This is a genomic window from Allobosea sp. P4_C6 (genome assembly GCF_056402015.1).
This window is the reverse complement of record NZ_JBFUIF010000012.1, coordinates 35,535-61,980: the sequence shown is the minus strand read 5'-3', so window position 1 is coordinate 61,980 and position 26,446 is coordinate 35,535. Positions and strand designations below refer to the sequence as shown.

The window sequence follows — 26,446 nt, the reverse complement described above, 5'->3', positions numbered from 1 at the left end:
AACGCGCATGCTCGGCCTGATGCAGGACTGGCCCCTTCTGCTCCATCGGATCATCGATCATGCCGCCATCCAGCACGGCACGCGCGAGGTCGTCAGCCGGGCCGTCGAGGATAGCAGCCTGCGCCGTCGCAGCTATGCCGAGATCAGGAGCCGGGCGCTCAAGGTCGCCAAGCGACTGAAGCGAGAGGGTGTCGCGCTCGGCGACCGGGTGGCGACGCTGGCCTGGAACACGGACCGCCATCTCGAGCTCTGGTATGGCATCAGCGGCATCGGCGCGATCACGCACACGGTCAATCCGCGGCTGTTCCCGGAGCAGATCGCCTGGATCGTCGATCATGCCGAGGACAGGCTGATGTTCCTCGACCTGACCTTCGTGCCGCTGATCGAGCAGCTGCAGGAGAAGCTCCCGAGCATCGAGCGCTATGTCGTGCTGACCGATGCCGCGCATATGCCGCAGACGAGCCTCAAGGGTGCCGTCGCCTATGAGGACTGGCTGGCCGAGGCCGACGACGATTTCGCCTGGGCCCGTCTCGACGAGAATACGGCGGCGGGGCTTTGCTACACCTCCGGCACGACCGGAGGGCCGAAGGGCGTGCTCTACTCGCATCGCTCGAACGTGCTGCATGCGCTGGCCTGCGCTGCGCCGGACTATATGGGGCTGTCCTCGCGCGACACGGTGATGCCGGTCGTGCCGCTGTTCCACGCCAATAGCTGGTCGCTCGCCTATTCGGCGCCGATGACGGGCGCCAAGCTGGTGATGCCCGGCGCGAAGCTCGATGGCGCGTCGCTGCACGAATTGCTCGAAGGCGAGGGCGTCACCATGACGGCGGCGGTGCCGACGGTCTGGCTCGGCCTGCTGCAGCAACTGGAGGCGACCGGCGGCAGGCTCTCGACGCTGCAACGCGTCGTGATCGGCGGCTCGGCCTGCCCGCGCGCGATGACCGAAGCCTTCGAGCGCAAATACGGCGTCACCGTCGCGCATGCCTGGGGCATGACCGAGATGAGCCCGCTCGGTTCCTTCTGCTCGATGAAGCCGGTCTATGGTGGCCTCGAAGGCGAGGCGCTCTACGACCTCAAGGTCAAACAGGGCCACCCGCCCTTCACGGTGGAATTCCGGCTCACGGATGACGAGGGCCGGGACCTGCCCTGGGATGGACGGACCTTCGGCCGCCTCAAGGTGCGCGGGCCGGCGGTGGCCGGTGCCTATTACCGGCGCGCGGACGAGGACATCCTCGACGAACACGGCTTCTTCGATACCGGCGACGTCGCCACCATCGACCCCGCCGGCTACATGCAGGTCACCGATCGTTCGAAGGACGTGATCAAGTCCGGCGGGGAGTGGATCTCCTCGATCGATCTGGAAAATCTCGCGGTCGGCCATCCCGACGTGGCGGAAGCGGCAGTGATCGGCGTTGCCCATCCGAAATGGGACGAGCGGCCATTGCTCGTCATCGTGCCGAAACCCGGCCGCACGCCCGGCAAGGACGAGATGCTCGCCTTCATGGCCGGCAAGATCGCGAAATGGTGGCTGCCTGATGATGTCGTGCTGGTCGAGGCCATCCCGCACACGGCGACCGGCAAGATCCAGAAGACGGCGCTGCGCGAGATGTTCAAGGATTATCGGCTGCCGGGGTGACATCCGGGCAGGGGCCGTTCTCAAAGTCTCCAGAAGAGCCACGTCATCCCGGACGCAGCGAAGCGGAGATCCGGGATCCATCGCAGAGCGCGGTGCTTCTCGATGGATCCCGGGGCAAGCCCGGGATGACGGCAAAGGGATTCGACGTTGCCAGCTGGCGCCAAAACGCAAACGGCGCCCTTTCGGGGCGCCGTTCGTGTGTCTTGGTCGAGCGCGAGTGCGGAGGCTGTCCGTCTCAGAACTCTTCCCATCCGGCATCCTGGGCGCGTCCATTGGCGACCTTGCGCGGGGCGGGGGTGGCCTTGGACTGGGCGAAGGCGGCTTCGGCGAGCTGGCGCAGGCGCTCGGGCTCGGCGCCGGCCGGAGCCCGGGCGGATGCCGCCGCGGACGCTGCCGCAACCGCGACCGGCCGGGCCGGGGCGCGCGCCGGCGCCACGGTTTTCAGGGTGCGCGCCGCGGAGGAGGCGGCCATGACCGGCTGGGGATAGCCGCTCTGGCCGACCGCCTCGCGGCCGGTGCGGAAGGCCGCGACCAGCTCGTTGAGCTGGCCGATCCGGCCGGTCAGCGCATTGGCGGAGGCCGCGCTCTGCTCGGCCAGCGCCGCGTTCTGCTGGGTCATCTCGTCGAGATGGGCGACGGCCTGGCTCATCTCGTCGATGCCGTTGGCCTGCTCGCCCGAAGCGGCCGAGATGTCGGCGATGGTGGCCGCCACCTTCTGCGAGGCGGCGAGGATGCGCGCGAGCTGGTCGCCGGCCTGGCGCACCAGCTTCACGCCCTCGCCGACCTCGGTGTTCGAGGAGGAGATCAGCCCGGAGATGTCCTTGGCCGCCTCGCCCGAGCGCTGCGCCAGRGTGCGCACCTCGGARGCGACGACGGCGAAGCCCTTGCCGGCCTCGCCGGCGCGGGCCGCCTCGACCGCGGCGTTCAGCGCCAGCAGATTGGTCTGGAAGGCGATGTCGTCGATCACCCGGATGATGTCGGAGATCTTCTGCGAGGCGCTCTCGATGCGGGCCATGGCATCGACCGCCTGGCCGGCGATGGCGCCGCCGGACTGGGCGGCCTGCATGGCCTCGTCGGCGATGCGGGCGGCATCCTTCGAGGCCTGGGCCGARGCCTTGACCGAGGCTGCGAGCTCCTCGGTGGTGGCGGCGGTCTGCTCGAGCGAGCTCGCCTGCTCCTCGGTGCGCTTGGAGAGGTCGTCGGCGCCCATGTTGATCTCGCGCGCCGCGAGCCCGACATCGGCCGAGGTGGCCTGGATCGTCGCGACCGTGGCCGAGAGCCGGTCCACCGTCTCGTTGATCGCGCCCTTGAGATCGGCGAAGCGGCCGCGATAGGCGGTCTCGACCCGGTTGGTCAGATCCCCGCCCGCAATCGCCGACAAAGCCTGCGCAAACTCCGTCGTCGCAGAATCAACAACTATGTTGATCTCGTTGATGCCGGCCACCAGCCGCTTCATCTGCTCGTCTGCATCCTCGATCTGCAGCCGGGCCGAGAAGTCGCCGGCCGCTGCGGCGGCCACGACCTCGCCGACATCCGACACCACGGCCTCCATCGACTGGGCACGCGCCAGACTGGCCGCGGCTGCGGCGCGCTCCTGTTCCTGCAGCAAGGCGACCTGCTCGGTGCTCTGGCGCAGCACCGAGACGGCGCGCGCCATCGCACCGATTTCGTCCGGACGGTCGGCATGAGGGACGTCGACGCGGGTATCGCCGGCGGTCAGCTTCTCCATGACCTTGCTGAGGTCGAGGATCGGGCGCGTGATCGAGCGCTGGGCGAAGATGAGGGCGACGCCGACGGAGACCAGCAGGGTCGCCAGCAGGACGATGGGCAGGACCCACTGCACCTGGCGGGTAAAGGCGGTCGCCTCGTCGCCGACGAGGATGCCGGCTTTCTCGGTGGCCTGGCTGAAGGTGATGAGCACGTCGTTCAGCGCCTTGCGATTGGCGCGGTTCTGATCGTTGTTGCCCTGGGCGTTGGCGGCCTCGGGCGAGACGGCGCGTGCGAGGCGAACGGTTTCGCTGCGGAAGGTGATGAAGTCCTCGACCGCCTTGCCGATCTGCCCGACGGTTTCGCGCTGCTCGGCCGGCGCGATCTTCTGGAGATCGGCGACGAGCTTGCGCAGTGTCGGGAAGCGATCCTCGACGCCCTTGGCGAAAGGCTCGGCCTCCTGGGGGGTCTTCGACATGTAGATTCCGCGCGCATCCATGACCACGGCCGTGACCACGCCGTTGATCCGCTGCGTCAGGAGCGCGACATTGGCCTGGATCTCGGAGCGCGTGTTCAGATCATCGGCCCTGTGCAGGCCGTAGAGACTGATGATCGCAGACAGAATGGCCCCGCCGGCGACGATGGCGAGCATGGCGAGAATCTTCAGGCGAATGGATTTCATGATAACGGTCCCAGGACAGCCTCCTGACCGGGGAAGCCGTTTCAACAAACCGACCATTCGTCATTAAGGCTAAAAAACTGCTTAAAAATTTTTGCGCCGGGTGACGTAGAATTCTGGGACGACCCTTCGGCAACAGCCAAGAGAATCGTTCACAGCTAAACATTGAATAACGCAGTCGCCGGTGCAGCTTCCATGGAAGTATTCTGTTCGTCTTGAAGAGCACAGCATAAGCCTGACGATCGAGGCCATGTCCGCATAGCCATCGGTCGCTCGATCGTGATCGAGGGCGATGTCGCGCGGCTTCCCTCTTGATAGAGCGGCCTCGCCTGAACATGTTGGCGTCTTCCGCAGTCCAGCTTTCCGGTTCCTGATCCTCATGTCCGAACACAGCAATACCCCCGTGATGCACGCCACCACCATCCTGATGGTGCGCAAGGGCGGGCGTGTCGTCATCGGCGGCGACGGACAGGTCTCGCTCGGCCAGACGATCATGAAGGGCAATGCCAGGAAGGTCCGCCGCCTCGCCAAGGGCGCCGTGATCGCGGGCTTTGCCGGCGCGACTGCCGATGCCTTCACCCTGTTCGAGCGTCTGGAAAGCAAGCTCGAGCAATACCCGACGCAATTGCTGCGGGCCTGCGTCGAGCTCGCCAAGGATTGGCGGACCGATCGCTATCTGCGCCGGCTGGAGGCGATGCTGCTCGTCGCCGACAAGGAGGTCTCGCTGCTGATCTCCGGCACGGGCGACGTGCTGGAGCCGGAGGCGAGCGAGCACGGCGCGGTGATGGCGATCGGCTCCGGTGGTAACTACGCACTCTCCGCGGCGCGCGCCTTGATCGATATCGAGCCTGATGCGGAGGCGATCGTCCGCAAGGCGATGAAGATCGCGGGCGACATCTGCGTCTACACCAACCACAGCCTCGTCATAGAGACGTTGGAGTCCGCATGATCGCTCAGGAGGATATCCAGGAGGCTGTTACCCAAGGGATCATCGACCAGGCCCAGGCTGTGCGGATCGTGCATTTGGCGCGGTTGCGGCAGGTTGCGCAACCTGCCGTCGAGGCGGAGAGCGTCGATCCTGATGACGAGCATTTCCGGCTGATCGGCGGCTTCAACGACGTCTTCGTCGGCATCGGCGTAGCGCTGCTGGCCGGCGCGTTGATCGGTCTTTCGCGTGTGCTCGGCTTCGGCAATGCTTTCGCGTTGACAGCGGCGCTCGCAGCCTGGGGGCTGAGCGAGATTTTTGCACGGCGGATGAGGCTTGCGCTTCCATCGATCCTGCTTGCGGTGATGTTCGCCGGCTCTGCGGGAGTATTCGCCAGTATCCTCGGAGGACCGCAAAGCTTCAGTTCGGGGTCCTTTCGCGCCGAGAGCAGCTACTCGACTTTTGCCTTCGCAGGCTTCGGTCTGGCGGCCGCTCTGCATTACTGGCGCTTCCGGGTCTCGATCGATCCCGCCCTGGCTGCCATCGGCGCGCTTGGAGCCATAGTCGCCGCCCTGTTCATACTCGCGCCAGACTTCATGCACAGCTTTGCCAATGCTATTTTTGTTGCGGGGGGGCTGACGATCTTCGCGGTTGCGCTGAAGCTTGACATGGCCGATCCCAACCGGCGCACGCGGCATTCGGACGCCGCCCTCTGGCTTCATTTGTTGGCGGCCGGCCTGATCGTCCATCCGATTTTCCGGGCCATCGCCTTCACGGGGCGGTTAGGTTCTGCCGAAGCGGCCCTGATCCTTTGCCTGTTCGTCATTCTCGGCATCGTTGCGCTGGTAATCGACCGGCGTGCACTGCTGGTCTCGGGGCTGAGCTATGCCGGCATCGCGCTCGGTTATCTGATCACGCGCAATGTCTCTGACAGTCTGGGCCTGCCGCTCGCCTTGCTTGGACTTGCGGTCCTCGTGCTCGCGCTATCTGCGGGTTGGCGGCGCCTGCGCGGCACGATTTTGCCCCACCTACCGCTCGGCAGCCTGCGCGAGAGGTTGCCGCCGGTCGCGCTACCGCAATGATCATGCAGTTTCACCCGGATAGTCCAGCCCAATGACCAGCTTTTCTCCCCGCGAGATCGTCTCCGAGCTCGATCGCTTCATCGTCGGCCAGAGGGATGCCAAGCGCGCCGTCGCCATCGCGCTGCGCAATCGCTGGCGCCGCCAGCAGCTCGAAGGGCCGCTGCGTGAGGAGGTTTCGCCGAAGAACATCCTGATGATCGGGCCGACCGGCTGCGGCAAGACCGAGATCGCCCGCCGCCTCGCCAAGCTCGCCAACGCGCCCTTCCTCAAGGTCGAGGCCACCAAGTTCACCGAGGTCGGCTATGTCGGCCGCGACGTCGAATCGATCGTGCGCGACCTCGTCGAGATCGCGATCGCGCTGGTGCGAGAGAGCCGGCGCAAGGACGTGCAGGCAAAAGCCCATGTCGCGGCCGAGGAACGCGTGCTCGATGCGCTGGTGGGGGCCAATTCCAGCCAGGCGACGCGCGATTCCTTCCGCCGCAAGCTGCGCGCCAACGAACTCGACGAAAAGGAGATCGAGGTCGAGGTGGCGGCAGGCAGTGGCTCTGCCACGCCGATGTTCGAATTGCCGGGGATGCCGGGCGCCTCGATCGGCGCGATCAATCTCGGCGACATGTTCGGCAAGGCCTTTGGCCAGAAGGGCAAGCCGAAGCGCATGCAGGTCAAGGACGCCTACCAGCCGCTGCTGGCCGAGGAGAGCGACAAGCTGATCGACCAGGAGGCGATCATCCAGGCGGCGATCCGCGAGGTTGAGAACAACGGCATCGTCTTCCTCGACGAGATCGACAAGATCTGCGCCCGCGAGGGCAAGGGCGGCGCCGATGTCTCCCGCGAAGGCGTGCAGCGCGACCTGCTGCCGCTGATCGAGGGCACCACCGTCGCGACCAAGCATGGCGCGGTGAAGAGCGACCACATCCTCTTCATCGCCTCGGGCGCCTTCCACGTCTCGCGTCCCTCCGACCTGCTGCCGGAATTGCAGGGCCGCCTGCCGATCCGCGTCGAGCTCAACCCGCTCGACATCGAGGATTTCAAGCGCATCCTGACCGAGACCGAGGCGAGCCTGATCAAGCAGTCGGTCGCGCTGATGGCGACCGAGGAGGTGACGGTCGAGTTCAAGCCCGACGCCATCGACGCCATCGCCCGCATCGCGGTGGAGGTGAACTCCACGGTCGAGAACATCGGCGCGCGGCGTCTCCAGACCGTGATCGAGCGCATTCTCGACGACGTCTCCTTCACCGCGCCGGACCGCTCGGGCGAGACCGTCGTCATCGATGCGGCCTATGTCGAGATGCGCATCGGCGATCTCGCGAAGAACGCCGATCTGAGCCGGTTCATCCTCTGAAGCAGCGGAAGCCGTCTCCGGCTGTCATAGCTTCTGTCTTCAGGATTGTGTATCTTGAAGACAGAAGGAGGAAGCCATGGCCCGCACGACGACAATGACGGTCCGAATCGGCAGCGCGCTTGGCGATTTCGTGGCCCGCAATGTCGGCGAGGACGGCGTTTATGAGAATGTCAGTGAATATGTCCGGGATCTGATTCGGCGTGACAAGGAGCGTGTCGAGCAGGAGGCGTTCGAGCGGCTCAAGGCCGAGTTGACTCATGCCTTCTCCGCTCCCGATGAATCCTATCGTCCGCTGACAGCGGCCGAGGTGATCGCGCGCAACAAGGCCTCCGCGTGACGGCCATCCGCGTCCAGGAAGCGGCATCGCGGCGACTGGACGAGATCTATCTCTATACGCGGGATGCCTTCGGGGCCGCGCAGGCCGAAGGCTACATCGAAGGCCTGTTCGAAGCTTTCGGGAGGATCGAATCTCATGCCGTTCTGTCGCGGCCCATTCCGGCGGAATTCGGCGTCGATGGCTTCTTCTTTCGTTACGAGCGCCATGTCGTTTACTGGCGCAGGCTGGCGAACGGCGATATCGGCATCGTGACCATTCTGCATGCGCGGATGCACCAAATCAGTCGCTTCCTTGAGGATTTCGGGCTGTGACCGGGGAATGTGGCTTTGACCTCCGACGCTGAGCCCTCCCGTCTTGCCCGCGATTCGGCCGTCGTCGGTGCCGCCACGGTTGCCTCGCGCCTGCTCGGTTTCGCCCGCGATGTGCTGATCGCCCGCCTGCTCGGTGGCGGTCCTGTGGCGGACGCCTATCTGGCCGCGCTGCGCCTGCCCAATCTCGTCCGCCGCGTGCTGGGCGAGGGCGGGCTCAACGCACCCTTCGTGCCGCTCTATCTCGGCATTGCGCGCGAGCGGGGCCCGGAGGAGGCGCGCCGCTTCGCCGCCGAGGCGACCGGTAACCTCGCCTTCCTGCTTCTGCTGCTGGTCGCGGTGGGAGAACTCTTCGCGCCCTGGCTGGTGCTCGGCCTCGCCGGCGGCTTTGCCGAGGAGCCGGCGACGCTGGCCTTCGCCGCGTATTACACCCGGCTGATGCTGCCTTTCCTGCTGCTGACCACCTTGGCGTCGCTGCTGGCTGCGCTGCTCAATGCCGAGAAGCGCTTCGCCGTGGTGGCGCTGGCGCCGGCTCTGATGAATGCGATCCTGCTGGCCCTGCTGCTCGGGCTGCATCTCAACGGCACGCCGCCGGAGAGCGCGGCGCGATGGCTCGCCATCTGCGTCAGCCTGACCGGCGTCGCCCATCTCGGCATGATCCTGCTGGCGCTGCGCGGCCTCGGTCTGCCGCGCCCCGTGCTGCGCTGGTCGCCTGACATGACGCGCCTCCTGCGCACGGGCGGCGCGACTTTGCTCGCGGCCTCCGCCGCGCAGCTCGTGCTGCTGGTCGCGACGCAGGTCGCCTCGACCGAGCCCGGCGCCGTCGCCGCGCTCTACTATGCCGATCGCGTCTTCCAGCTCCCGCTCGGCTTCGTCGGCGTGGCGATGGGAACGGTCGTGCTGTCGGACATGGCGAGCGCGGCCGGGCGGGACGGGCCGGACGTAATGCTGGGGCACTCGCTGGCGCTGGGCCTGGCGCTCGCGCTGCCGGCCGGTACCGCTCTCGTCGCACTGGCCGATCCGATCGTCTCCGTGCTGTTCGAGCATGGCCGCTTCGGGGCCGCCGATCGCGCGCGGACGGCTGCGGCGCTCGCTGCCTTCGGCTATGGTCTGCCCTTCGCCATTGCTGCCAAGGTCTTCGGCCAGGTCTATTTCGCCCGGCACCTGCCGCGCTTGCCGCTGCTTTCGGGCTGCCTCGCGGTGCTGGTGGCGGCGCTGGCCGGTTTCGGCCTGGCCGATGGCAGCAATGCCGCGCAGATGGCGGCTTTCGCCGCGACGCTGGCTTTCGCCGTGCAGGCCACGATGCTCGGCGTCATGCTGATCCGGGACGGTATCTGGCGGCCCAGCCCCGGCAATCTGCGGCCCATCGTCGCCAGCCTCATCGCGAGCACGATCATGCTGGGCACGCTGCCGCTGCTGTTGAGGGCGCTGGCGCCGTCGCTCGCCCTCGATCAGCCGATCCTGCAGCGTGTCGGCGCGCTCGCGCTGCTCTGTCTTGGGGGACTCTTCGTCTATGGCGGCACCGGCTGGGTGCTCGGCGCCTTCGGCGCTCTCCCCTTGCGCAAGCGGCGGGCTTGAGCCAGAAGCGCCGCTTCCTTCCTCCATCGTGACGACGGAGTGCCCCCATGTCGGGTTTTCATCAGCGCGTTTTTTCAGGCATGCAGCCGACCTCAACGCTGCATCTCGGCAATTATTTGGGCGCGCTGACCAACTGGGTGGCGATGCAGAAGACGCATGAGTGCATCTATTGCGTCGTCGACATGCACGCGATCACGATGTGGCAGGATCCGGCCGATCTGAAGCGCGCGATCCGCGAGGTCACGGCCGCCTATATCGCGGCCGGTGTCGATCCCAAGTCGAGCATCATCTTCAACCAGAGCCAGGTGCCGGGCCACGCCGAGCTTGCCTGGGTGTTCAACTGCGTCGCGCGCCTCGGCTGGCTGAACCGCATGACCCAGTTCAAGGAGAAGGCCGGCAAGGACCGCGAGAACGCCTCGGTGGGCCTGTATGCCTATCCGAACCTGATGGCGGCCGACATCCTGCTCTACAAGGCGACGCATGTGCCGGTGGGCGAGGACCAGAAGCAGCATCTCGAGCTGACCCGCGACATCGCCCAGAAGTTCAACAACGATTTCGGCCCGCAGATTGCCGAGCTCGGCCTTGGCACCGGGGAGCTCGGTTTCTTCCCGCTGCCCGAGCCGATGATCCAGGGGCCGGCGCCGCGCGTGATGAGCCTGCGCGACGGCACCAAGAAGATGTCGAAATCCGATGCCTCGGACTATTCGCGCATCAATCTGACGGATGATGCCGAGACCATCGCCCAGAAGATCCGCAAGGCGAAGACCGATCCCGACGCGCTGCCTTCCGAGGAGAAGGGGCTGGAGGGGCGTCCCGAAGCGGAGAATCTCGTCGGCATCTATGCCGGGCTCTCGGGTGCGACGAAAAGCGCGGTGCTCCAGCAGTTCGGCGGCGGCCAGTTCTCGGGCTTCAAGGCGGCGCTGGTCGATCTCGCGGTCGAGAAGCTCGCGCCGATCGCCGGCGAGATGCGCCGCCTTCTGGCCGAGCCCAAGCATATCGACGCCATCCTCGGCGAGGGCGCGGCCCGCGCCGACGTCATCGCCGCGCCGATCATGCGCGAGGTCAAGGACATCGTCGGCTTCGTGCGCGGCTGAAGGCAGGGCTTTAGGGGCGGGCTTGCGCCGGGGGGCCGGCGCGGGCCACCATGGCGCTCCCTCAGGCGGCGGCAGGGGATAGTTTCATGGTCAAGAGACGGCGGTCCTACGAGACGGGCCATCGCCCCAAATTCCTCGCGGTGGTCGACGACAGCGAGGAATGCGCCAAGGCGATTCGCTTCGCCGCGCGTCGCTGCGCCCGCGTCGGCGCTGCGATCGTTCTGCTTGCCGTCGCCCCGCCGCCCGAGCACGAGACCTGGCTCGGTGTCGGAGACGTGATGCGGGCGGAAGCCGAGGCCGAGGCCGAAAAGCGGCTCGACACGGCCGCGGCCGCGGTGCGGACGCTCGCCGGCCTGGAACCGGAGCGGATTGTGCGCACCGGCGACAAGGCCGGCGAACTGGTCAAGCTGATCGAGGAGGACGAGGACATCTCGCTTCTGGTGCTGGCTGCTGGCACCGGGCGCGACGGTCCGGGGCCGCTGGTCAGCGCTCTTGCCGGAAAATCCTCGGCGAGCTTCCCGATTCCGGTGGCCATCGTGCCCGGTCATCTGGAGGATGAGGAGATCGACGCGCTCGCCTGAGCGGGGCGCGACGACGCTTCACGCGCTTGTCGCTGGAATGATTCCAGCCCTCGGCCTATATCGGAGCCAGGAACGGCGACCTTGAATCGCCGGGACCGGAGATTGAGCCATGTTCATCCAGACCGAAGCCACGCCGAACCCGGCGACCCTCAAATTTCTTCCAGGACGTGCCGTCATGCCTGACGGCACGCTCGATCTGCGCGATTCCGCCGATGCCGAGCGCTCCCCGCTGGCCCAGCGCCTGTTCGGCGTTTCCGGCGTTTCCGGCGTCTTCCTCGGCTCCGATTTCATCACCGTGACGAAGTCGGATGGCGAATGGCCGCATCTGAAGCCGGCCATTCTCGGCGCGATCATGGAACACTTCATGTCCGGCGCGCCGGTGCTGGCCGACGGCTCGGCCGCCGACATCATCGAGGAGGGCGAGTTCTTCGCCCCCGAGGATGCCCAGACTGTCGAGACCATCAAGGACCTGCTCGAGACCCGCATCCGCCCGGCCGTGGCCGGAGATGGCGGCGACATCACCTTCCGGGGCTATCGCGACGGCACGGTCTATCTGGCCATGAAGGGCTCCTGCTCGGGTTGCCCGTCCTCGACGGCGACGCTGAAGCACGGCATCCAGAACTTGCTGCGCCACTTCCTGCCGGATGTGCGCGAGGTCGAGGCCGTTTGAGCGGGCGTGACCTCTATCAAGTGACGACAAGCCGGGCTTTCGCGGAATGAAGATCTGATGCGCATTCTCGCGATCGACACGGCGCTCGGGGCCTGCTCCGCCTGCGTGCTCGAAGCTGGTGTTGCCGAGCCGCTGGCGCAGGAACAGCTTCTCATGGACCGCGGCCATGCCGAGGCGCTGATGCCGCTGGTCGAGCGGGTGATGAAGGCGGTCGAGGGCGGCTTTTCCTCGCTCGGGCGCGTCGCCGTCACCGTCGGGCCCGGCAGCTATACCGGCCTGCGGGTCGGCGTCAGTGCGGCGCGGGCGATCGCCTTCGCCGCCGGCATACCGGCCGTCGGCGTCACGACAGTCGCCGCCTGCGCGGCGCCGCTGATCGGGCGCGAATCCGGCCGCGTCATCGCGGCCGCCCTCGATGCCAGGCATGGGCAGGTCTGGTTCCAGGCGCTGACCTCCGAAGGCAAGCCGCTCGTCTCGCTCCGGCAGGTCAGCTACCGCGACGCGGCGCGCGCCATCGGCGCCGGCCCGGTCAGCCTCGTCGGTTCTTCGGCGCTCGCCGTCGCCAACGAGGCCTGGGCGATCGGCCTCGATGCGGTCGTCATCGACGATGCGAAGGCGCCCGATATCGCCTGGGTGGCGCGGCTCGGCCTGATCGCCGACCCGGAGAGCGCGCCGCCGCGCCCGCTTTACCTGAAGGCGCCGGAGACGACGCCGCAGGACAAAGCCCGCCTGCCGCGCCGGTGAGCTCATCCTCCAAATGGTGGTTGACCCTGCGTCAGCCCATGCGAACAAGCGGCATGGATTGGCTGCGCAAACTCCTGCACCCTGATTCGGCGCCTGCGCGCACGATGCGGCTCGACGCCGGTCACGCACGGCAGGTCGCGATCCTGCATCATCAGGGCGGTTTCGCCCGCGGCTGGGAGCCGGCCGAATGCGCCGCGCTGATCGCGGATGCCGGCGTCGCCACCGACGGCGTCTTCGGCAAGGGGGCCGAGCCCACCGGCTTCGTTATGTCCCGCAAGGCGGCCGACGAGGCGGAGATCCTGAGCATCGTGGTCGCATCGGCACGGCGCGGTGATGGTCTCGGCCGCGCCCTGCTCTCGGCGCATCTCGCCAGGCTGGCGGAGGACGGCGTCGCGCATGTCTTTCTCGAGGTCGAGGAAGGCAACCTGCCTGCCGAGCGGCTCTACCGGCATTTCGGTTTCCGCGAAGTCGGCCGCCGCAAGGGCTACTATCCCAAGGCCGATGGCAGCCGCGCGACGGCGATCGCGATGCGGCTCGATCTCGCGTGACATCGCCGCGCAATCGCGGCATTGACCGCGTTCCGAGCCCGCTTGAGACGCCAGCCTTGCCGATGACCGGACCCGCCTGCGCATGAAGGGACTACGCGTCGGCGCGCTCGCTCGCCTAGCCCTGCTGGTGAGTGCCACGATGGGGCTCGTTTTGCTCCAGCTCGTGGTCATGCGTGTCCTGCCGAGCAGGCGCGGCGTCCTGCCGCTGCGCTTTCACCGCTTGGTCTGCTGGTGTCTCGGAGTTCGCCGCCATGTCAGGGGCACGCCGCCTCCGGCCGGGACCGGCGCGCTCATCGTCGCCAATCACGTCTCCTGGCTCGATATCGGCGTCATCGGGGCCGAGCGGCAGCTCGCCTTCGTCGCCAAGAGCGAGGTCGCCGGCTGGCCGGTGGTCGGTTTCCTCGCCGACCTCCAGCGCACCCTCTATATCGACCGGCAGCGTCGCGGCGCCACGGCCGGCGTCGCCGCCACCATGGGCGCGCGTATCGCGGCAGGCGAGGAGGTCGTGCTGTTCGCCGAGGGCACGACGGGCGATGGCACGCGCGTCCTGCCTTTCCGCTCCTCGCTGCTTGGCGCCGCGCATCAGGCGATGGGCGATGCCGCTGAGGATGTCACGGTCTATCCGCTGGCCATCACCTATACCGGCTGGCAGGGCCTGCCGGGCGGGCGGATCGAGCGTGCCGCGCTCGCCTGGTATGGCGATACCGAGCTCTGGCCGCATCTGAAGCTGATTCTGGAATGCGGGGCCGTCGATGTCGAGCTGGTCTGGGGCCAGCCCATCGTGATGGGCCACGCCACATCCCGCAAGCAGGCGACGCGCTTGGCGCAAGAAGCGGTGCGCGCGGCGCGGCGCGCGGCGGTGACGGGACGGCCCGCTGCCTGAACCTGCTGGCGCGGGGCTTGCCTGTCATGCCGCCATGGGGCGAGGCCGTTCCCAACGCCTCCGATCCGCAGTAAGAAAATGCTTTGGAGTCCTGACTCGCGACGATGAAGAAAGTCCACATCAAGTCCTTCGGCTGCCAGATGAACGTCTATGACGGGCAGCGCATGGCCGACATCCTGAGCCATCAGGGCTATGAGGAAACGGCGACGCCGGAAGGCGCGGACCTGATCCTGCTCAACACCTGCCATATCCGCGACCGCGCCGTGCAGAAGGTCTACACCGAGCTCGGAAAGCTGCGCGACATCAAGAAGGCGCAGCAGGCGGACGGCCAGGAGACCAGGATCGTGGTCGCCGGCTGCGTCGCCCAGGCCGAGGGCGGCGAGATCCAGCGGCGCCAGCCCGCCGTCGATCTCGTGGTCGGGCCGCAGGCCTATCACCGCCTGCCGGAGCTGCTGGCCGAGGCCGGCAGGAAGCGGGTCGTCGATACCGAGCTGCCGATCGAGGACAAGTTCGGTTTCCTGCCGGCTCCCAAGCCGCAGGCCATCCGCTCGCGCGGCGTCTCCGCCTTCGTCACGGTCCAGGAAGGCTGCGACAAGTTCTGCGCCTTCTGTGTCGTGCCCTATACGCGCGGCGCCGAGTTCTCGCGCCCGGTCGGGCAGATCCTGGCCGAGGTCGAGCGTCTGGCGCAGGCAGGTGTGCGCGACGTCACCCTGATCGGCCAGAACGTCAACGCCTTTCATGGCGAGGGGCCGGACGGAGCGGTCTGGGGCCTCGCCCGGCTGATGCGGCGTGTTGCCGAGGTGCCGGGCATCGCCCGCATCCGCTACGCCACCAGCCATCCGCGTGACATGGACGACGACCTCATCGCCGCCCATCGCGATCTGCCGCAGGCGATGCCCTTCCTGCATCTGCCGGTGCAGGCAGGTTCGGATCGCATCCTGGCGGCGATGAACCGCAAGCATACCGGCGACGATTATCGCCGCCTGATCGAGCGTATCCGTCAGGCCCGGCCGGACATCGCCCTCTCCTCCGATTTCATCGTCGGGTTTCCCGGCGAAACCGATGCCGATTTCGAGGACACGATCCGTCTCGTCGATGAGATCGGCTTCGCCTCGAGCTATTCCTTCAAATATTCCTCGCGCCCGGGCACGCCGGCGGCCGATCTGGAGCACCAGATCCCGCGCGCCGTGATGGACGAGCGCCTCTATCGGCTGCAGGAGCGCATCGAGCACCATCGCCAGGCCTTCAACGCCGCGATGGTCGGACGGACTGTGGATGTCCTGCTTGAGCGTGTCGGCCGCCACCCCGGACAGCTTGCCGGAAAGTCGCCCTATCTGCAGGCTGTGCAGATCGAGAGCGATGCGAATCAGATCGGCGACATCGTGCGGGTGACGATCGAGCGGGCGGGTTCCAATTCGCTGTTCGGCCGTCTGGCGGAGGCGGAAGTTGCAGGCGGAAAGGACATGGCCGCTTGAGCCAGCCAAGGTCCATGCCCATCTGCTCTGGATTGGAGACGGCCTGTCATCAGGCTGAGATCGTTGCGTTCGGTTATGCTGCGAGACGACCCGGTCGGGCGCTCCTGCCCGGCTGGAACCGGCGCCAGGGAGGCGACGCATTTGGCACAGGCTGATTCGACGACGCAAAGACCGGACAGGACCCCACGGCGCGACGTGCCGCCAGCTCGCCCCGAGGGCGCGGGCAGGGACGGGCTGCCGGCGACCGAGGTGGTGCTGTCCTTCGACGACAACCGCCTCGCCAGCCTCGTCTTCGGCCAATACGATCAGAACCTCGCTCATCTCGAGCGGCGGCTCGGCGTCGTGGTCAATCCCAACGGCAACCATGTCACCGTGAAGGGTCCGCGCGAGACGGCCGAGCAGGCCGGGCGCGTCCTGAAGACGCTCTATGCCCGCGCAAAGGCAGGCGCGTCCGTGACGTTGGGAGAGGTCGACGGCGCGATCGAGGAGAGCAACACCCAGCGCTCGCTCTTCCCGGCGGCCGATGTCGGCAAGGCCTCCTTCGATGCCGTGATCACCCGCAAGCGCGGGCCGGTCAGGGCGCGCAACGCGGCGCAGGACGCCTATCTGCGCCAGCTCAAGCGCCATGAGCTCGTCCTCGCCGAAGGGCCGGCGGGCACCGGCAAGACCTGGCTTGCCGTGGGGCACGCGGTCTCGCTGATCGAGCAGGGCGTGGTCGAGCGCATGGTCCTGTCGCGCCCGGCGGTGGAGGCGGGCGAGCGGCTCGGCTTCCTGCCCGGCGACATGCGCGAGAAGGTCGATCCGTATCTGCGGCCGATCTACGACGCGCTCAACGACTTCATGGAGGCGCGCCATGTCGAGCGCGGCCTGCAGACCGGCATGATCGAGATCGCGCCGCTCGCCTTCATGCGCGGCCGCACGTTGAGCAACGCCGTCGTGCTGCTCGACGAGGCCCAGAACGCCACCTCGATGCAGATGAAGATGTTCCTCACCCGCCTGGGCGAGGGTTCGCGCATGATCATCACCGGCGATCCCTCGCAGATCGACCTGCCGCCGGGCCAGCGCTCCGGCCTCGTCGAGGCGGTGAAGCTGCTCAAGGATGTCGACGGCGTCGGCTATGCCCGTTTCGAGGAGGGCGATGTCGTCAGACATGAGCTGGTGCGACGCATCGTGATGGCTTATGAGACCGCGTCGCGCCATGAGCGCGCGGAGCGGGAAGAGCGCTTGCGCAATCCCGATGCGCCCGCGGATCTCCACCGCGAAGGCGAGACTGAAGGGTTGAAGCGGATGTTGGCGCGGGAGCGGCCGCGATGAACGATCGACCTCGCGGGCGGCGCTCGGCGCCGCGACCCGCGAAGATATCTCTCGATCTCGATCTGAGAGCCCAGTCGCGCCGCTGGCAATCGCTGGGCAACCTTGCGAGCCTGCGCGCGATGGTCACCGAAGCGCTCGCGGCGGGCCTCGCCGTGGCGCCGCGCAAGCCGCTGGCCGGTGCGGAACTCAGCCTCCTGCTCACCGACGACCGGCGCATCCGGATCGTCAACCGCGACTGGCGCGGCTTCGACAAGGCGACGAACGTGCTCTCCTTCCCCGCCGCCCCGCCGGAGCGGATCGCCGCGAGCCCCCTGCTCGGCGACATCGTCATCGCCTACGAGACGGTGGCGCATGAGGCGCAGGCCGAGGGCAAGGACATTGCCGACCATCTGCGCCATCTCGTCATCCATGGCCTGCTGCATCTGCTCGGCGAGGACCATGAAACCGAGGCCGAGGCGCTTCGCATGGAAGCGCTCGAGGTCGAGGCGCTCGCCAGCCTCGGTATCGCCGACCCCTATGCCGACGGCGAGCTTCTCGCCGCGCCGGCCCCTTCTTCCGCACAGTCCCCGCAGCCATGAGCGACGATAGTCGACAATTGCAGTCCGACACCAATGGCCGTGGCTTCGGCCATTGGCTCGGCCAGTTCCTGGAACGCCTCGGCCTGCGCGCCGGCGGCACCGCCCGCGAGGAGATCGTCGAGGCCCTGGCCGAGGAGAACGGCGAGCTCGCCGATATTTCCGCCCAGGAGCGCGCGATGCTCAGCAATGTGCTGAGCCTGCGCGAGCGCCGCGTCAGCGACGTCATGATCCCGCGCGCCGATATCGTCGCCGTGCCGGCGGATGCGACGCTCGACGAGCTGCTCGCGCATTTCCGGACGGCCGGCCATTCGCGCCTGCCGGTCTTCGACGATACGCTCGACGACCCTCGCGGCATGGTCCACATCCGCGATTTCCTCGAATACATCGCCGAGAAGGCCCGCCCCGGCGAGAACGGGCCGCAGGAAGAAACCGGCAAGCTCGCCGTGCCGCATGATCTCGCGGTGGTGAATCTCGCGACGCCTCTCTCGGCGACCGAGCTGCTGCGGCCGGTGCTCTATGTGCCGCCCTCGATGCCGGCGATCGATCTGCTCGTCCGGATGCAGGCGACGCGCACCCATATCGCGCTGGTCATCGACGAATATGGCGGCACCGATGGCCTCGTCTCCATCGAGGACCTGATCGAAATCGTCGTCGGCAATATCGAGGACGAGCATGATCTCGAGGAAACGCCGATCGCGCCGGCCGGCGAGGGCAGCTTCACCGCCGATGCCCGCGCGACGCTCGACGAGCTCAAGCGGGCGACCGGGGTCGATCTCTCGCAGAACGAGGTCGCTGATGACATCGATACGCTTGGCGGGCTGATCGTGACCTTGGCAGGCCGCGTGCCGGCACAGGGCGAGATCGTCGAGGGGCCGGAGGGGCTGACCTTCGAGATCCTCGATTCCGACCAGCGCCGGGTGAAGCGCCTGACGATCCATCGGCGCAACCAGACGGCTCCTGAAGAAACGGCGATGGAGCCAGGCTGATGCATGTGGCGCGGCTTGCGGAGGCCGTCATTCTCGCTTGGGGATGGCGCAAGCGCCTCGTCGCGCTTCTGGCAGGCGCAAGCGGGGCGCTGGCCTTGCCGCCGCTCGATCTCTGGCCCCTGATCATCGTCCCGATGACGGTCGCGGTCTGGCTCGTCGACGGTGCGGTCGGCACCAGCGCATGGCGGCGTTTCCGGGCCGCCTTCGCCGCGGGCTGGTGGTGGGGCTTCGGCTTCTTCCTCGCCGGGCTGTGGTGGCTCGGCGCCGCCTTCCTCGTCGAGGCCGACAAGTTCGCCTGGGCGATGCCGCTCGGCGTTGTCGCGCTCCCCGCCTTCCTGGCGATCTTTCCGGCACTGGGCTTCGGCCTCGCCCGTCTGTTCTGGCCGGAAGGAGCCCGGCGTATCCTCGTGCTCGCCGCCGCGCTGGCGCTGACCGAGTGGTCCCGCGGGCATGTGCTCACCGGCTTCCCCTGGAACCTCTACGGCATGATGTTGGCGGGGGAGATTCATCTCGCCCAGTTCGCGTCGCTGACGGGGCTCTACGGTCTCACCCTGCTTGCCGTGGCGATCGGCGCCGCGCCGGCAGTGATCGGCACGGCCGGGACGCCGGCCGGTCGCTGGACGGCTCCACTCGTGGCGCTGGCAGCCCTCGGTGGCTTGTTCGCCTTCGGTCTGTGGCGCGTCCCGTCCAGCCCCTCGCCGGTCGTCGCCGGTGTGAAGCTCAGGCTGATGCAGCCGAACCTGCCGCAGGATGCCAAATTCAACGGCCACAACGGCGAGGCCATCCTCAACCAGTACCTGGCCCTGAGCGATCGCGCGACCAGCCCGACGACGCCGGGCCTGCAATCCGTCACGCATCTGATCTGGCCGGAATCCGCCTTTCCCTTCCTGCTCGGCCGCTCGCCGGGAGCGCTCTCGCGGATCGCCGCCGTGCTCCCACCCGACGTGACCCTGATCACCGGCGCGGCGAGGGCGGGCGAGATGCTGCCGGGAGAAAGCAGCCCACCGATCTACAACGCGATCCAGGTCGTCAATGACGAGGGCGTCATCGTCGCGAGCTACGACAAGGTCCATCTCGTGCCGTTCGGCGAATATCTGCCGCCCTTCCTGGATACGCTGATCCGCCGCGTCGGCCTTTCCGAATTCGTCTCCGTTCCCGGTGGGTTCGCGGCGGGTGCGAGCCGAGCGTCTCTCGCGGTCAAGGGATTGCCCATGGCAGCGCCGCTGATCTGCTACGAGGCGGTCTTTCCGGGCGAAGTCGCCTCGCGCGGTCCCCGCGCCGGCTTCTTCCTGAACCTCACCAATGATGGCTGGTTCGGCCAGACCAGCGGCCCCTACCAGCATTTCGCTCAGGCACGGATGCGCAGCATCGAGGAGGGGTTGCCGCTTGTCCGGGTCGCGAATACCGGCATCTCCGGCGTCGTCGACGCCTATGGCCGCGTCATCGCGAGCCTGCCTCTGGGCATGGAGGGCGTGTTGGATTCCCAGCTTCCACGTAGCGGGCCGATCACGCCCTATGCGCGGGCCGGGGATGCGATTTTCGCGGGCATGTTGCTTATTTTTATAGCGTTTTCCGCTTCAAAAACGCCTGATCATCCCATTTGGAACAAATTTTGCGAGAAACAGTGGACCGTCCGCGGAGCCTATAATACACCACGAGTTCCATGCCGACCAGGATGGCGGCTCCTGGTCATGACAACTGACGCAAGAGCAGGCTAATCATGATCAAGAAAGTCCCCAACCCGATCGACAGGCATGTCGGCAGCCGCGTCCGTATGCGCCGAATGCTCGCCGGCATCAGCCAGGAAAAGCTCGGCGATGCGCTGGGCCTGACGTTCCAGCAGGTTCAGAAATACGAAAAGGGCTCCAACCGCATCAGCGCGAGCCGCCTGCAGCAGATCGCCAAAGAGCTCGACGTACCCGTTGCCTTCTTCTTCGACGGAGCTCCTTCGGGCGATGCGCCGTCCGGCGGTTTCGCCGATTCCGCCGCCACGGCCTATATTTCAGACTTCCTGACGACCAGTGAAGGCGTGCAGCTCACCAAGGCCTTCACCCGCATCAAAAGCGGCCGCGTCCGGCGCCGGATTATCGATCTCGTCGAGGCGCTGGCGGAGGAAGACGGCGAAAAAGCCTGATTCCACCTCGATTTTGTTCGTCTTGACGAACAATCCTTTCGATTAACGGATTTGTTAGCTTGACGGCGAACGCGTCCGCTGCGATGACGGCGTGTTCTTCAAGCTGGTGCGAAGCGCCGGCCTTTCGATGTGCCGCTTCAAGGGGGCCTGCGACCGTGTCACGCCAGAATTATCTTTTCACCAGCGAGTCCGTCTCCGAGGGACATCCCGACAAGGTCTGCGACCGCATCTCGGACGAGATCGTCGATCTGTTCTTCAAGGAGGCGGTCAAGGCCGGCTACGAGCCGTCCAAGGTCCGCGTCGCGGCCGAAACGCTGGCGACGACCAACCGCGTCGTCATCGCCGGCGAGGTCCGCACCCATCTCGACGAGAAGCAGATCAAGTCCAAGGTGAAGTCTGCCGCCCGCAAGGCGATCCGCAACATCGGCTATGAGCAGGACGGCTTCCACTGGAAGAAGTGCAAGATCGACGTGCTGCTGCATCCGCAGTCGGCCGATATCGCCCAGGGCGTCGACGAGACCGGCAACAAGGATGTCGGCGCCGGCGACCAGGGCATCATGTTCGGCTATGCCAGCCGCGAGACGCCCGAGCTGCTGCCCGCTCCGATCTACTACGCCCACAAGATCCTCGAGACGCTGACGCTCGCCCGCAAGAAGGGCGAAGGCGATGCCGCCAAGCTCGGCCCCGACGCCAAGAGCCAGGTCACGGTCAAGTACGAGAACGGCAAGCCGGTCGGCGTCACGCAGATCGTGCTCTCGACCCAGCATCTCGACGAGTCCCTGAGCTCGGCCGATGTCCGCAAGATCGTCGAGCCCTATATCCGCCAGGCCCTGCCGGAAGGCTGGATCTCCAAGGACACTGTCTGGCACATCAATCCGACCGGCAAGTTCGTGATCGGTGGTCCCGACGGCGACGCCGGCCTCACCGGCCGCAAGATCATCGTCGACACCTATGGCGGAGCGGCTCCGCATGGCGGCGGCGCCTTCTCCGGCAAGGACCCGACCAAGGTCGACCGCTCGGCCGCCTATGCGGCCCGCTACCTCGCCAAGAACATCGTTGCGGCCAAGCTCGCCGACCGCGCCACGATCCAGCTCTCCTACGCCATCGGCGTCGCCAAGCCCCTGTCGATCTATGTCGATCTGCACGGCACCGGCAAGGTCGAGGAATCGAAGCTTGAGGACGTGCTGGGCAAGCTCGTCGACCTCTCGCCGAACGGCATTCGCAACCATCTCGGCCTCAACAAGCCGATCTATGCGAAGACCTCGGCCTACGGCCATTTCGGCCGCAAGGCCGGCCGCGACGGCAGCTTCTCCTGGGAGAAGACCGACCTCGTCGACGCGCTCAAGAAGGCTGTCGCCTGAAACGACCTCGTCGGGTCATGAACAAGAAGGCCGGGGTCCACCCGGCCTTTTTCTTTTGACTTGCTGGATAAGGCCGTTGAAACACCGCGGTGATCCGGGGCTTGACCCGGAATTCATCGGAGGGCTCTGGAGCTCTATGATGGATTCCGGATCTCCGCTTCGCTGCGTCCGGAATGACGGCGCTTGATCGGACAATGCGGTACGAACACGGATCATGACCCACGACCCCGACCACGACGAAAGGGCCTTCTACGGCCGCCGCAAGGGCAAGGCGCTGCGCGACGGCCAGAGCCACCTGATCGAACATACCCTGCCGCGCCTGCGTTTGCCGGAAGGCGACATCGCCGATCTTAACGCGCTGTTTCCCGAGCCGGTGGAGGCCGTGCGCCTGGAGATCGGGTTCGGCGGCGGCGAGCATCTGCTGATGCGCATGCGCGAGAGCCCGCAGATCGGCTTCATCGGCGTCGAGCCGTTCATCAACGGCATGGCCAAGTTTCTCGCCGTCGCCGAGCGCGAGGGGCTGACTAATATCCGGGTCTGGGACGGCGATGCGGCCCTGTTGCTGCCGCGGCTTCCGGCGGGCGGTCTCGATGCCATCGATCTGCTTTATCCCGATCCATGGCCGAAGCGCCGCCAGCGCAAGCGCCGCTTTGTCTCCGAACGGACTCTGGCCCTGTTCGCCCGGGCTCTGAAGGCTGGCGGGCGCTTCCGCTTCGCCAGCGATATCGACGATTATGTCGGCTGGACGCTGTCGCGGCTGCTCGCCTCGCCCGATTTCGACTGGGCCGACGAGCGGCCGGGCGACTGGCGCACCCCCTATCCCGGCTGGATCCGGACTCGCTACGAGGCGAAGGCGGTGCGCGAAGGCCGTATCTCCAGCTACCTCACGGCTTGGCGTCGCGCATTCTGAGGAAGCCGAGCACGCGCTGGGCCGTGCTCTGTGCGAGATTGCGGAAGCTGTCGCGGGCGCGATCGACGGCGGCCTGCGATTTTCCGAAATCCTTGCGCAGCGAGATCAGCGCCGCCGTCGTCTCCCACGACCAGCCGAGGCCGCGCGCGACGATCAGGATCGCCTCGCGATCGGTGCCGAGAATGACCTGTTCGCTCGCCGGCAGGCTGAGCTGCGCCAACACGGCGACGGCGCAGGTGGCGTGCTCGGTCGCGGCCTGTTGCGCGAAGCTGCGAACCTTCTCCTCGTCGAGCAGGCCGGCTTCGTTCAGTTCCCGGATCTCCACGAGCGCCGCGCTGATGGCGCCGAGCTCGCCGGGCATCTGGCCGCCGGCCGCGATGGCATCGGCGCCGCGCTCGACCGCGCCGTCGACATCCCCGGCCAGCGTCGGTTCCAGGCTTTCGCTCAGACGACGGCGGGCGGAGCTCTTGGCGGCGGCCATGAGCTGGCCGACCAGTTCGGCCGGAATATCGCGTCGCAGGCCGAGCGTGGCCTGGAGCGCGTCGTCCTGTGCCGCCCGCATCACGAGCACGCCCATGCCGTGGCGCGAAAAGCGCGCGGTCTGGTTGGCCGCGACGGCATGGGTGACGACGCGCCCGCCACGCAGGATGAGGAAGTCGGTGACCGGCTCGCCGAGGTCCGGCCGCTCGGTGATGGCGAGCATGTGGTCGCGGCCCTTGGCTGCGGAGACCGCGACGAGGTCCTGATCGGTCAGGCGTGGCGATTGCACCAGCACCGCGCGCGCCACGGCGATCTCGTCGAGCGCAAGCTGGCGCACCACGCCGCTCGGCGCATTGGGCATGGGCGCAATGCGTTCCGACAGTTCGACGCGGGCGCGCAACTCGATCGCCCGCGACAGCCGCCCGATGACCGCGTCGAAGACGCCGACCTGCTCCTCGTCCATGTCGATCGCGGTCGCGAGGAAGAGATCCGTCAGGCGCGAGAGAACGACGGCGCGCTCGTCGCTGGAGCCGCGCGCCATCGTCGTTTCGAGGTCTCGCAGCAGCGTTGCGACCGCACTCATACTCTGTCCTCAACCCTATCACGTTTCCCACATTGGCCGGGAAGGATGACCATCGGGTTATCGCCGATGCGCGGAGCTTGCATATCGGGGCGATGCGGACTAAATAGCGCCCAACAGCTCTGGTATCGGTTAACGCCGGTGATCAAGAGCGGGCCGGCCGGCCCGCTCTTTTTTATTGGCCGCAACCCGCCGGAGGCAGACGGGACGGCCCGGGGCATGACGACAAGCGAACCGACAGCATCATCCGCTCATGAAGCCCGACTTGTTGTCGAAGGCGGCGTGGCGGCGCGTGTCGCCACGATCATCGAGCCGGCGATCGTCGATCTCGGCTACCGGCTGGTGCGTGTGCGCGTGACCGCGCAGAACGGCTGCACCGTGCAGATCATGGCCGAGCGGCCCGATGGCTCGATGACGGTCGAGGGTTGCGAGGAGATCAGCCAGGCGGTTTCGCCGGTGCTCGACGTCGACGATCCCATTCAGGCGGCCTATTATCTCGAGGTGTCGTCGCCGGGCATCGACCGGCCGCTGGTACGTGCGAGCGACTTCGAGCGCTGGGCCGGCCATCTCGCTAAGATCGACACGAGCGAGCCGGTTTCCGGCCGCAAGCGCTTCCGCGGCATCCTGCGTGGCGTGGCCGGGAAGGATGCGCTGCTGACGCGGGACGACGCCAAGAGCGAGGAAGAGCGCGACGTCGCGATTCCGATGCGCTTGATCGCCGAGGCGCGGCTGGTCCTGACCGATGCGCTCGTCACGGAATCGCTGCGCCGCGGCAAGTCCGGCCTGCCGCCGGAGATGCCGGCGGCCGAAGAGATCGCCGGCCCGAAGAAGGGCCGAGGGAAATCGCTGGGACCGCGACCGGGCAAGACCGGCAATGCGGTTCCGCAAAGCAACGATACCGAAGAGGAGTGAGCGTCATGGTCGTCAGCGCCAACAGGCTCGAACTGCTGCAGATCGCCGACGCGGTGGCGCGCGAGAAGTCGATCGATCGCCAGATCGTCGTCGATGCCATGCAGGACGCCATCGCCAAGGCCGCCCGCTCGCGCTACGGCGCCGAGACCGACGTCCATGCCGAGATCAGCACCAAGACCGGCGAGCTGCGCCTCGCCCGCCATCTCCAGGTCGTCGAGACCGTCGAGAACCCGGCGATCGAGATCACGGTCGACGAGGCCAAGCGCCACAACCCGGCCGCCCAGGTAGGCGACGTCATCGCCGATCCGCTGCCGCCCTTCGATTTCGGCCGCATCGCCGCCCAGTCGGCCAAGCAAGTCATCGTCCAGAAGGTGCGCGAGGCCGAGCGCGACCGTCAGTACGACGAGTACAAGGATCGCATCGGCGAGATCGTCAACGGTGCGGTCAAGCGCGTCGAATACGGCAATGTCTTCGTCGATCTCGGCCGTGGCGAAGCCATCATCCGCCGCGACGAGATGATCCCGCGCGAGACCTTCAAGGTCGGTGACCGCGCCCGCGCCTATGTCTACGACGTGCGCCGCGAGCCGCGTGGGCCCCAGATCTTTCTGTCGCGCACCCATCCGCAGTTCATGGCCAAGCTCTTCGGCCAGGAAGTGCCTGAGATCTATGACGGGATCGTCGAGGTGAAGGCCGTGGCCCGCGATCCGGGTTCGCGCGCCAAGATCGCCGTGATCTCCCGCGATTCCTCGATCGATCCGGTCGGCGCCTGCGTCGGTATGCGTGGTTCGCGCGTGCAGGCCGTCGTCGGTGAGCTGCAGGGCGAGAAGATCGACATCATCCCGTGGTCGCCTGATGTCGCGACCTTCGTCGTCAACGCGCTGCAGCCGGCCGAAGTCGCGAAAGTCGTGCTCGACGAGGAAGCCGACAAGATCGAGGTCGTGGTGCCCGACGAGCAGCTCTCGCTCGCCATCGGCCGCCGTGGCCAGAACGTGCGCCTCGCCTCGCAGCTCACCGGCTGGGACATCGACATCCTGACGGAAGCCGAGGAGTCGGAGCGCCGCCAGAAGGAATTCCTGCAACGCACCGAGATCTTCATGAACGCGCTGAACGTCGACGAGACGGTCGGCCAGCTGCTGGCTTCGGAAGGCTTCCGCAATGTCGAGGAGCTCGCCTATGTCGACCTCGCCGAGCTCGCCTCGATCGAGGGCTTCGACGAGGATACCGCCGGCGAGATCCAGAGCCGTGCGCTCGAGCATCTGGCCACCATCGAGGCCGAGCTCGACGAGAAGCGCCGCGCTCTCGGCGTCGAGGACGCCTTGCGCGAGGTCGATGGCGTCACCACTTCCATGATGGTCGCTTTCGGCGAGAACGACGTGAAGAGCGTCGAGGATCTCGCGGGCTGCGCCACGGACGACCTGATCGGCTGGACCGAGCGCAAGGATGGCGAGTCGACCCGTCACGCCGGCTATCTCGACGGCTTCGATCTCTCCCGCCAGGATGCCGAGGCCATCATCATGGCTGCGCGTGTCCACGCCGGCTGGATCGAGGCGCCGACCGAGGAGCCCGAGACCGAAGCCGACGAGGCGGCCGAGGCCTGAGCGGAGC

25 protein-coding genes are annotated in these 26,446 nt (G+C 67.0%); 23 read left to right on the top strand and 2 right to left on the bottom strand.

Annotation, left to right across the window (positions count from 1 at the left end; genetic code table 11):
* The first annotated feature begins 7 nt into the window (after positions 1–7).
* Entirely contained in the window at positions 8–1,636 is a 1,629-nt protein-coding gene (locus AC1DVA_RS11285; protein WP_476805986.1) for a long-chain-fatty-acid--CoA ligase, read from the top strand.
* A 235-nt stretch (positions 1,637–1,871) separates the two neighbouring features.
* Here AC1DVA_RS11285 and AC1DVA_RS11280 read toward each other — a convergent pair whose 3' ends face one another.
* Positions 1,872–4,025, bottom strand: coding sequence for a methyl-accepting chemotaxis protein (locus tag AC1DVA_RS11280; RefSeq protein WP_476805985.1), 2,154 nt, complete (start codon positions 4,023–4,025; stop codon positions 1,872–1,874).
* Positions 4,026–4,401: 376 nt separating this feature from the next.
* On the opposite strand from AC1DVA_RS11280, the gene hslV reads away from it, so the two are divergent.
* The 20 genes from hslV (at position 4,402) to trmB (ending at position 22,869) form a co-directional block, all read left to right on the top strand.
* Positions 4,402–4,971 carry an ATP-dependent protease subunit HslV gene (gene hslV, locus AC1DVA_RS11275; RefSeq protein ID WP_320109520.1) on the top strand — a complete coding sequence of 190 codons (570 nt, stop codon included), beginning with the start codon at positions 4,402–4,404 and terminating at the stop codon, positions 4,969–4,971.
* Positions 4,968–6,029, top strand: a complete 1,062-nt coding sequence (locus AC1DVA_RS11270) for a hypothetical protein (protein WP_476805984.1) — start codon at positions 4,968–4,970, stop codon at positions 6,027–6,029. The genes hslV and AC1DVA_RS11270 overlap by 4 nt, the downstream gene beginning before the upstream one ends.
* A 31-nt stretch (positions 6,030–6,060) precedes the next feature.
* Complete coding sequence (gene hslU, locus AC1DVA_RS11265; RefSeq protein ID WP_265050951.1) at positions 6,061–7,371, top strand: ATP-dependent protease ATPase subunit HslU; 1,311 nt, start codon at positions 6,061–6,063, stop codon at positions 7,369–7,371.
* Between the two features lie 76 nt (positions 7,372–7,447).
* Positions 7,448–7,708, top strand: coding sequence for a ribbon-helix-helix domain-containing protein (locus AC1DVA_RS11260; RefSeq protein WP_265050952.1), 261 nt, complete (start codon positions 7,448–7,450; stop codon positions 7,706–7,708).
* Complete coding sequence (locus AC1DVA_RS11255; RefSeq protein ID WP_265050953.1) at positions 7,705–8,019, top strand: type II toxin-antitoxin system RelE/ParE family toxin; 315 nt, start codon at positions 7,705–7,707, stop codon at positions 8,017–8,019. The genes AC1DVA_RS11260 and AC1DVA_RS11255 overlap by 4 nt, the downstream gene beginning before the upstream one ends.
* Before the next feature lie 15 nt (positions 8,020–8,034).
* Entirely contained in the window at positions 8,035–9,594 is a 1,560-nt protein-coding gene (murJ, locus tag AC1DVA_RS11250) for a murein biosynthesis integral membrane protein MurJ (protein WP_265050954.1), read from the top strand.
* 47 nt (positions 9,595–9,641) lie between these two features.
* Positions 9,642–10,688: a tryptophan--tRNA ligase gene (trpS, locus tag AC1DVA_RS11245; RefSeq protein ID WP_476805983.1), complete on the top strand. Its 1,047-nt coding sequence runs from the start codon at positions 9,642–9,644 to the stop codon at positions 10,686–10,688.
* An 86-nt stretch (positions 10,689–10,774) separates the two neighbouring features.
* Positions 10,775–11,269, top strand: coding sequence for a universal stress protein (locus AC1DVA_RS11240; RefSeq protein ID WP_265050956.1), 495 nt, complete (start codon positions 10,775–10,777; stop codon positions 11,267–11,269).
* Between the two features lie 109 nt (positions 11,270–11,378).
* Positions 11,379–11,939: a NifU family protein gene (locus AC1DVA_RS11235; RefSeq protein ID WP_265050957.1), complete on the top strand. Its 561-nt coding sequence runs from the start codon at positions 11,379–11,381 to the stop codon at positions 11,937–11,939.
* Between the two features lie 57 nt (positions 11,940–11,996).
* Positions 11,997–12,680, top strand: coding sequence for a tRNA (adenosine(37)-N6)-threonylcarbamoyltransferase complex dimerization subunit type 1 TsaB (gene tsaB, locus AC1DVA_RS11230; RefSeq protein WP_265050958.1), 684 nt, complete (start codon positions 11,997–11,999; stop codon positions 12,678–12,680).
* Between the two features lie 53 nt (positions 12,681–12,733).
* Positions 12,734–13,228, top strand: coding sequence for a GNAT family N-acetyltransferase (locus tag AC1DVA_RS11225; RefSeq protein WP_265050959.1), 495 nt, complete (start codon positions 12,734–12,736; stop codon positions 13,226–13,228).
* An 82-nt stretch (positions 13,229–13,310) separates the two neighbouring features.
* A complete protein-coding gene (locus tag AC1DVA_RS11220) occupies positions 13,311–14,111 on the top strand; it encodes a lysophospholipid acyltransferase family protein (protein WP_265050960.1) in 801 nt (266 codons plus the stop codon).
* 104 nt (positions 14,112–14,215) lie between these two features.
* Positions 14,216–15,586, top strand: coding sequence for a tRNA (N6-isopentenyl adenosine(37)-C2)-methylthiotransferase MiaB (miaB, locus tag AC1DVA_RS11215; RefSeq protein ID WP_476805982.1), 1,371 nt, complete (start codon positions 14,216–14,218; stop codon positions 15,584–15,586).
* Between the two features lie 195 nt (positions 15,587–15,781).
* Entirely contained in the window at positions 15,782–16,900 is a 1,119-nt protein-coding gene (locus tag AC1DVA_RS11210; protein ID WP_265054951.1) for a PhoH family protein, read from the top strand.
* Positions 16,897–17,478 carry an rRNA maturation RNase YbeY gene (ybeY, locus tag AC1DVA_RS11205; RefSeq protein WP_265050962.1) on the top strand — a complete coding sequence of 194 codons (582 nt, stop codon included), beginning with the start codon at positions 16,897–16,899 and terminating at the stop codon, positions 17,476–17,478. The genes AC1DVA_RS11210 and ybeY overlap by 4 nt, the downstream gene beginning before the upstream one ends.
* Entirely contained in the window at positions 17,475–18,464 is a 990-nt protein-coding gene (locus AC1DVA_RS11200; RefSeq protein WP_265050963.1) for a hemolysin family protein, read from the top strand. The genes ybeY and AC1DVA_RS11200 overlap by 4 nt, the downstream gene beginning before the upstream one ends.
* A complete protein-coding gene (lnt, locus tag AC1DVA_RS11195) occupies positions 18,464–20,182 on the top strand; it encodes an apolipoprotein N-acyltransferase (protein WP_476805981.1) in 1,719 nt (572 codons plus the stop codon). Before AC1DVA_RS11200 ends, lnt begins: the two co-directional genes overlap by 1 nt.
* Before the next feature lie 5 nt (positions 20,183–20,187).
* Positions 20,188–20,598, top strand: a complete 411-nt coding sequence (locus tag AC1DVA_RS11190) for a helix-turn-helix domain-containing protein (RefSeq protein WP_265054952.1) — start codon at positions 20,188–20,190, stop codon at positions 20,596–20,598.
* Between the two features lie 155 nt (positions 20,599–20,753).
* Positions 20,754–21,959, top strand: a complete 1,206-nt coding sequence (metK, locus tag AC1DVA_RS11185; protein ID WP_265050965.1) for a methionine adenosyltransferase — start codon at positions 20,754–20,756, stop codon at positions 21,957–21,959.
* 214 nt (positions 21,960–22,173) lie between these two features.
* Positions 22,174–22,869 (top strand): tRNA (guanine(46)-N(7))-methyltransferase TrmB, encoded by a 696-nt coding sequence (gene trmB / locus AC1DVA_RS11180; protein ID WP_476805980.1) that lies wholly within the window; start codon positions 22,174–22,176, stop codon positions 22,867–22,869.
* On the opposite strand, the gene AC1DVA_RS11175 is transcribed toward trmB, so the two are convergent.
* On the bottom strand, positions 22,844–23,932 hold the full coding sequence (locus AC1DVA_RS11175) for a DUF2336 domain-containing protein (RefSeq protein ID WP_476805979.1): 1,089 nt from the start codon (positions 23,930–23,932) through the stop codon (positions 22,844–22,846). The two genes, trmB and AC1DVA_RS11175, sit on opposite strands and share 26 nt — an antisense overlap.
* A 216-nt stretch (positions 23,933–24,148) precedes the next feature.
* On the opposite strand from AC1DVA_RS11175, the gene rimP reads away from it, so the two are divergent.
* Both rimP and nusA read left to right on the top strand, forming a co-directional pair.
* On the top strand, positions 24,149–24,841 hold the full coding sequence (gene rimP / locus AC1DVA_RS11170; protein ID WP_476805978.1) for a ribosome maturation factor RimP: 693 nt from the start codon (positions 24,149–24,151) through the stop codon (positions 24,839–24,841).
* 5 nt (positions 24,842–24,846) lie between these two features.
* Positions 24,847–26,439, top strand: coding sequence for a transcription termination factor NusA (gene nusA / locus AC1DVA_RS11165; RefSeq protein WP_476805977.1), 1,593 nt, complete (start codon positions 24,847–24,849; stop codon positions 26,437–26,439).
* Positions 26,440–26,446: the final 7 nt, after the last annotated feature.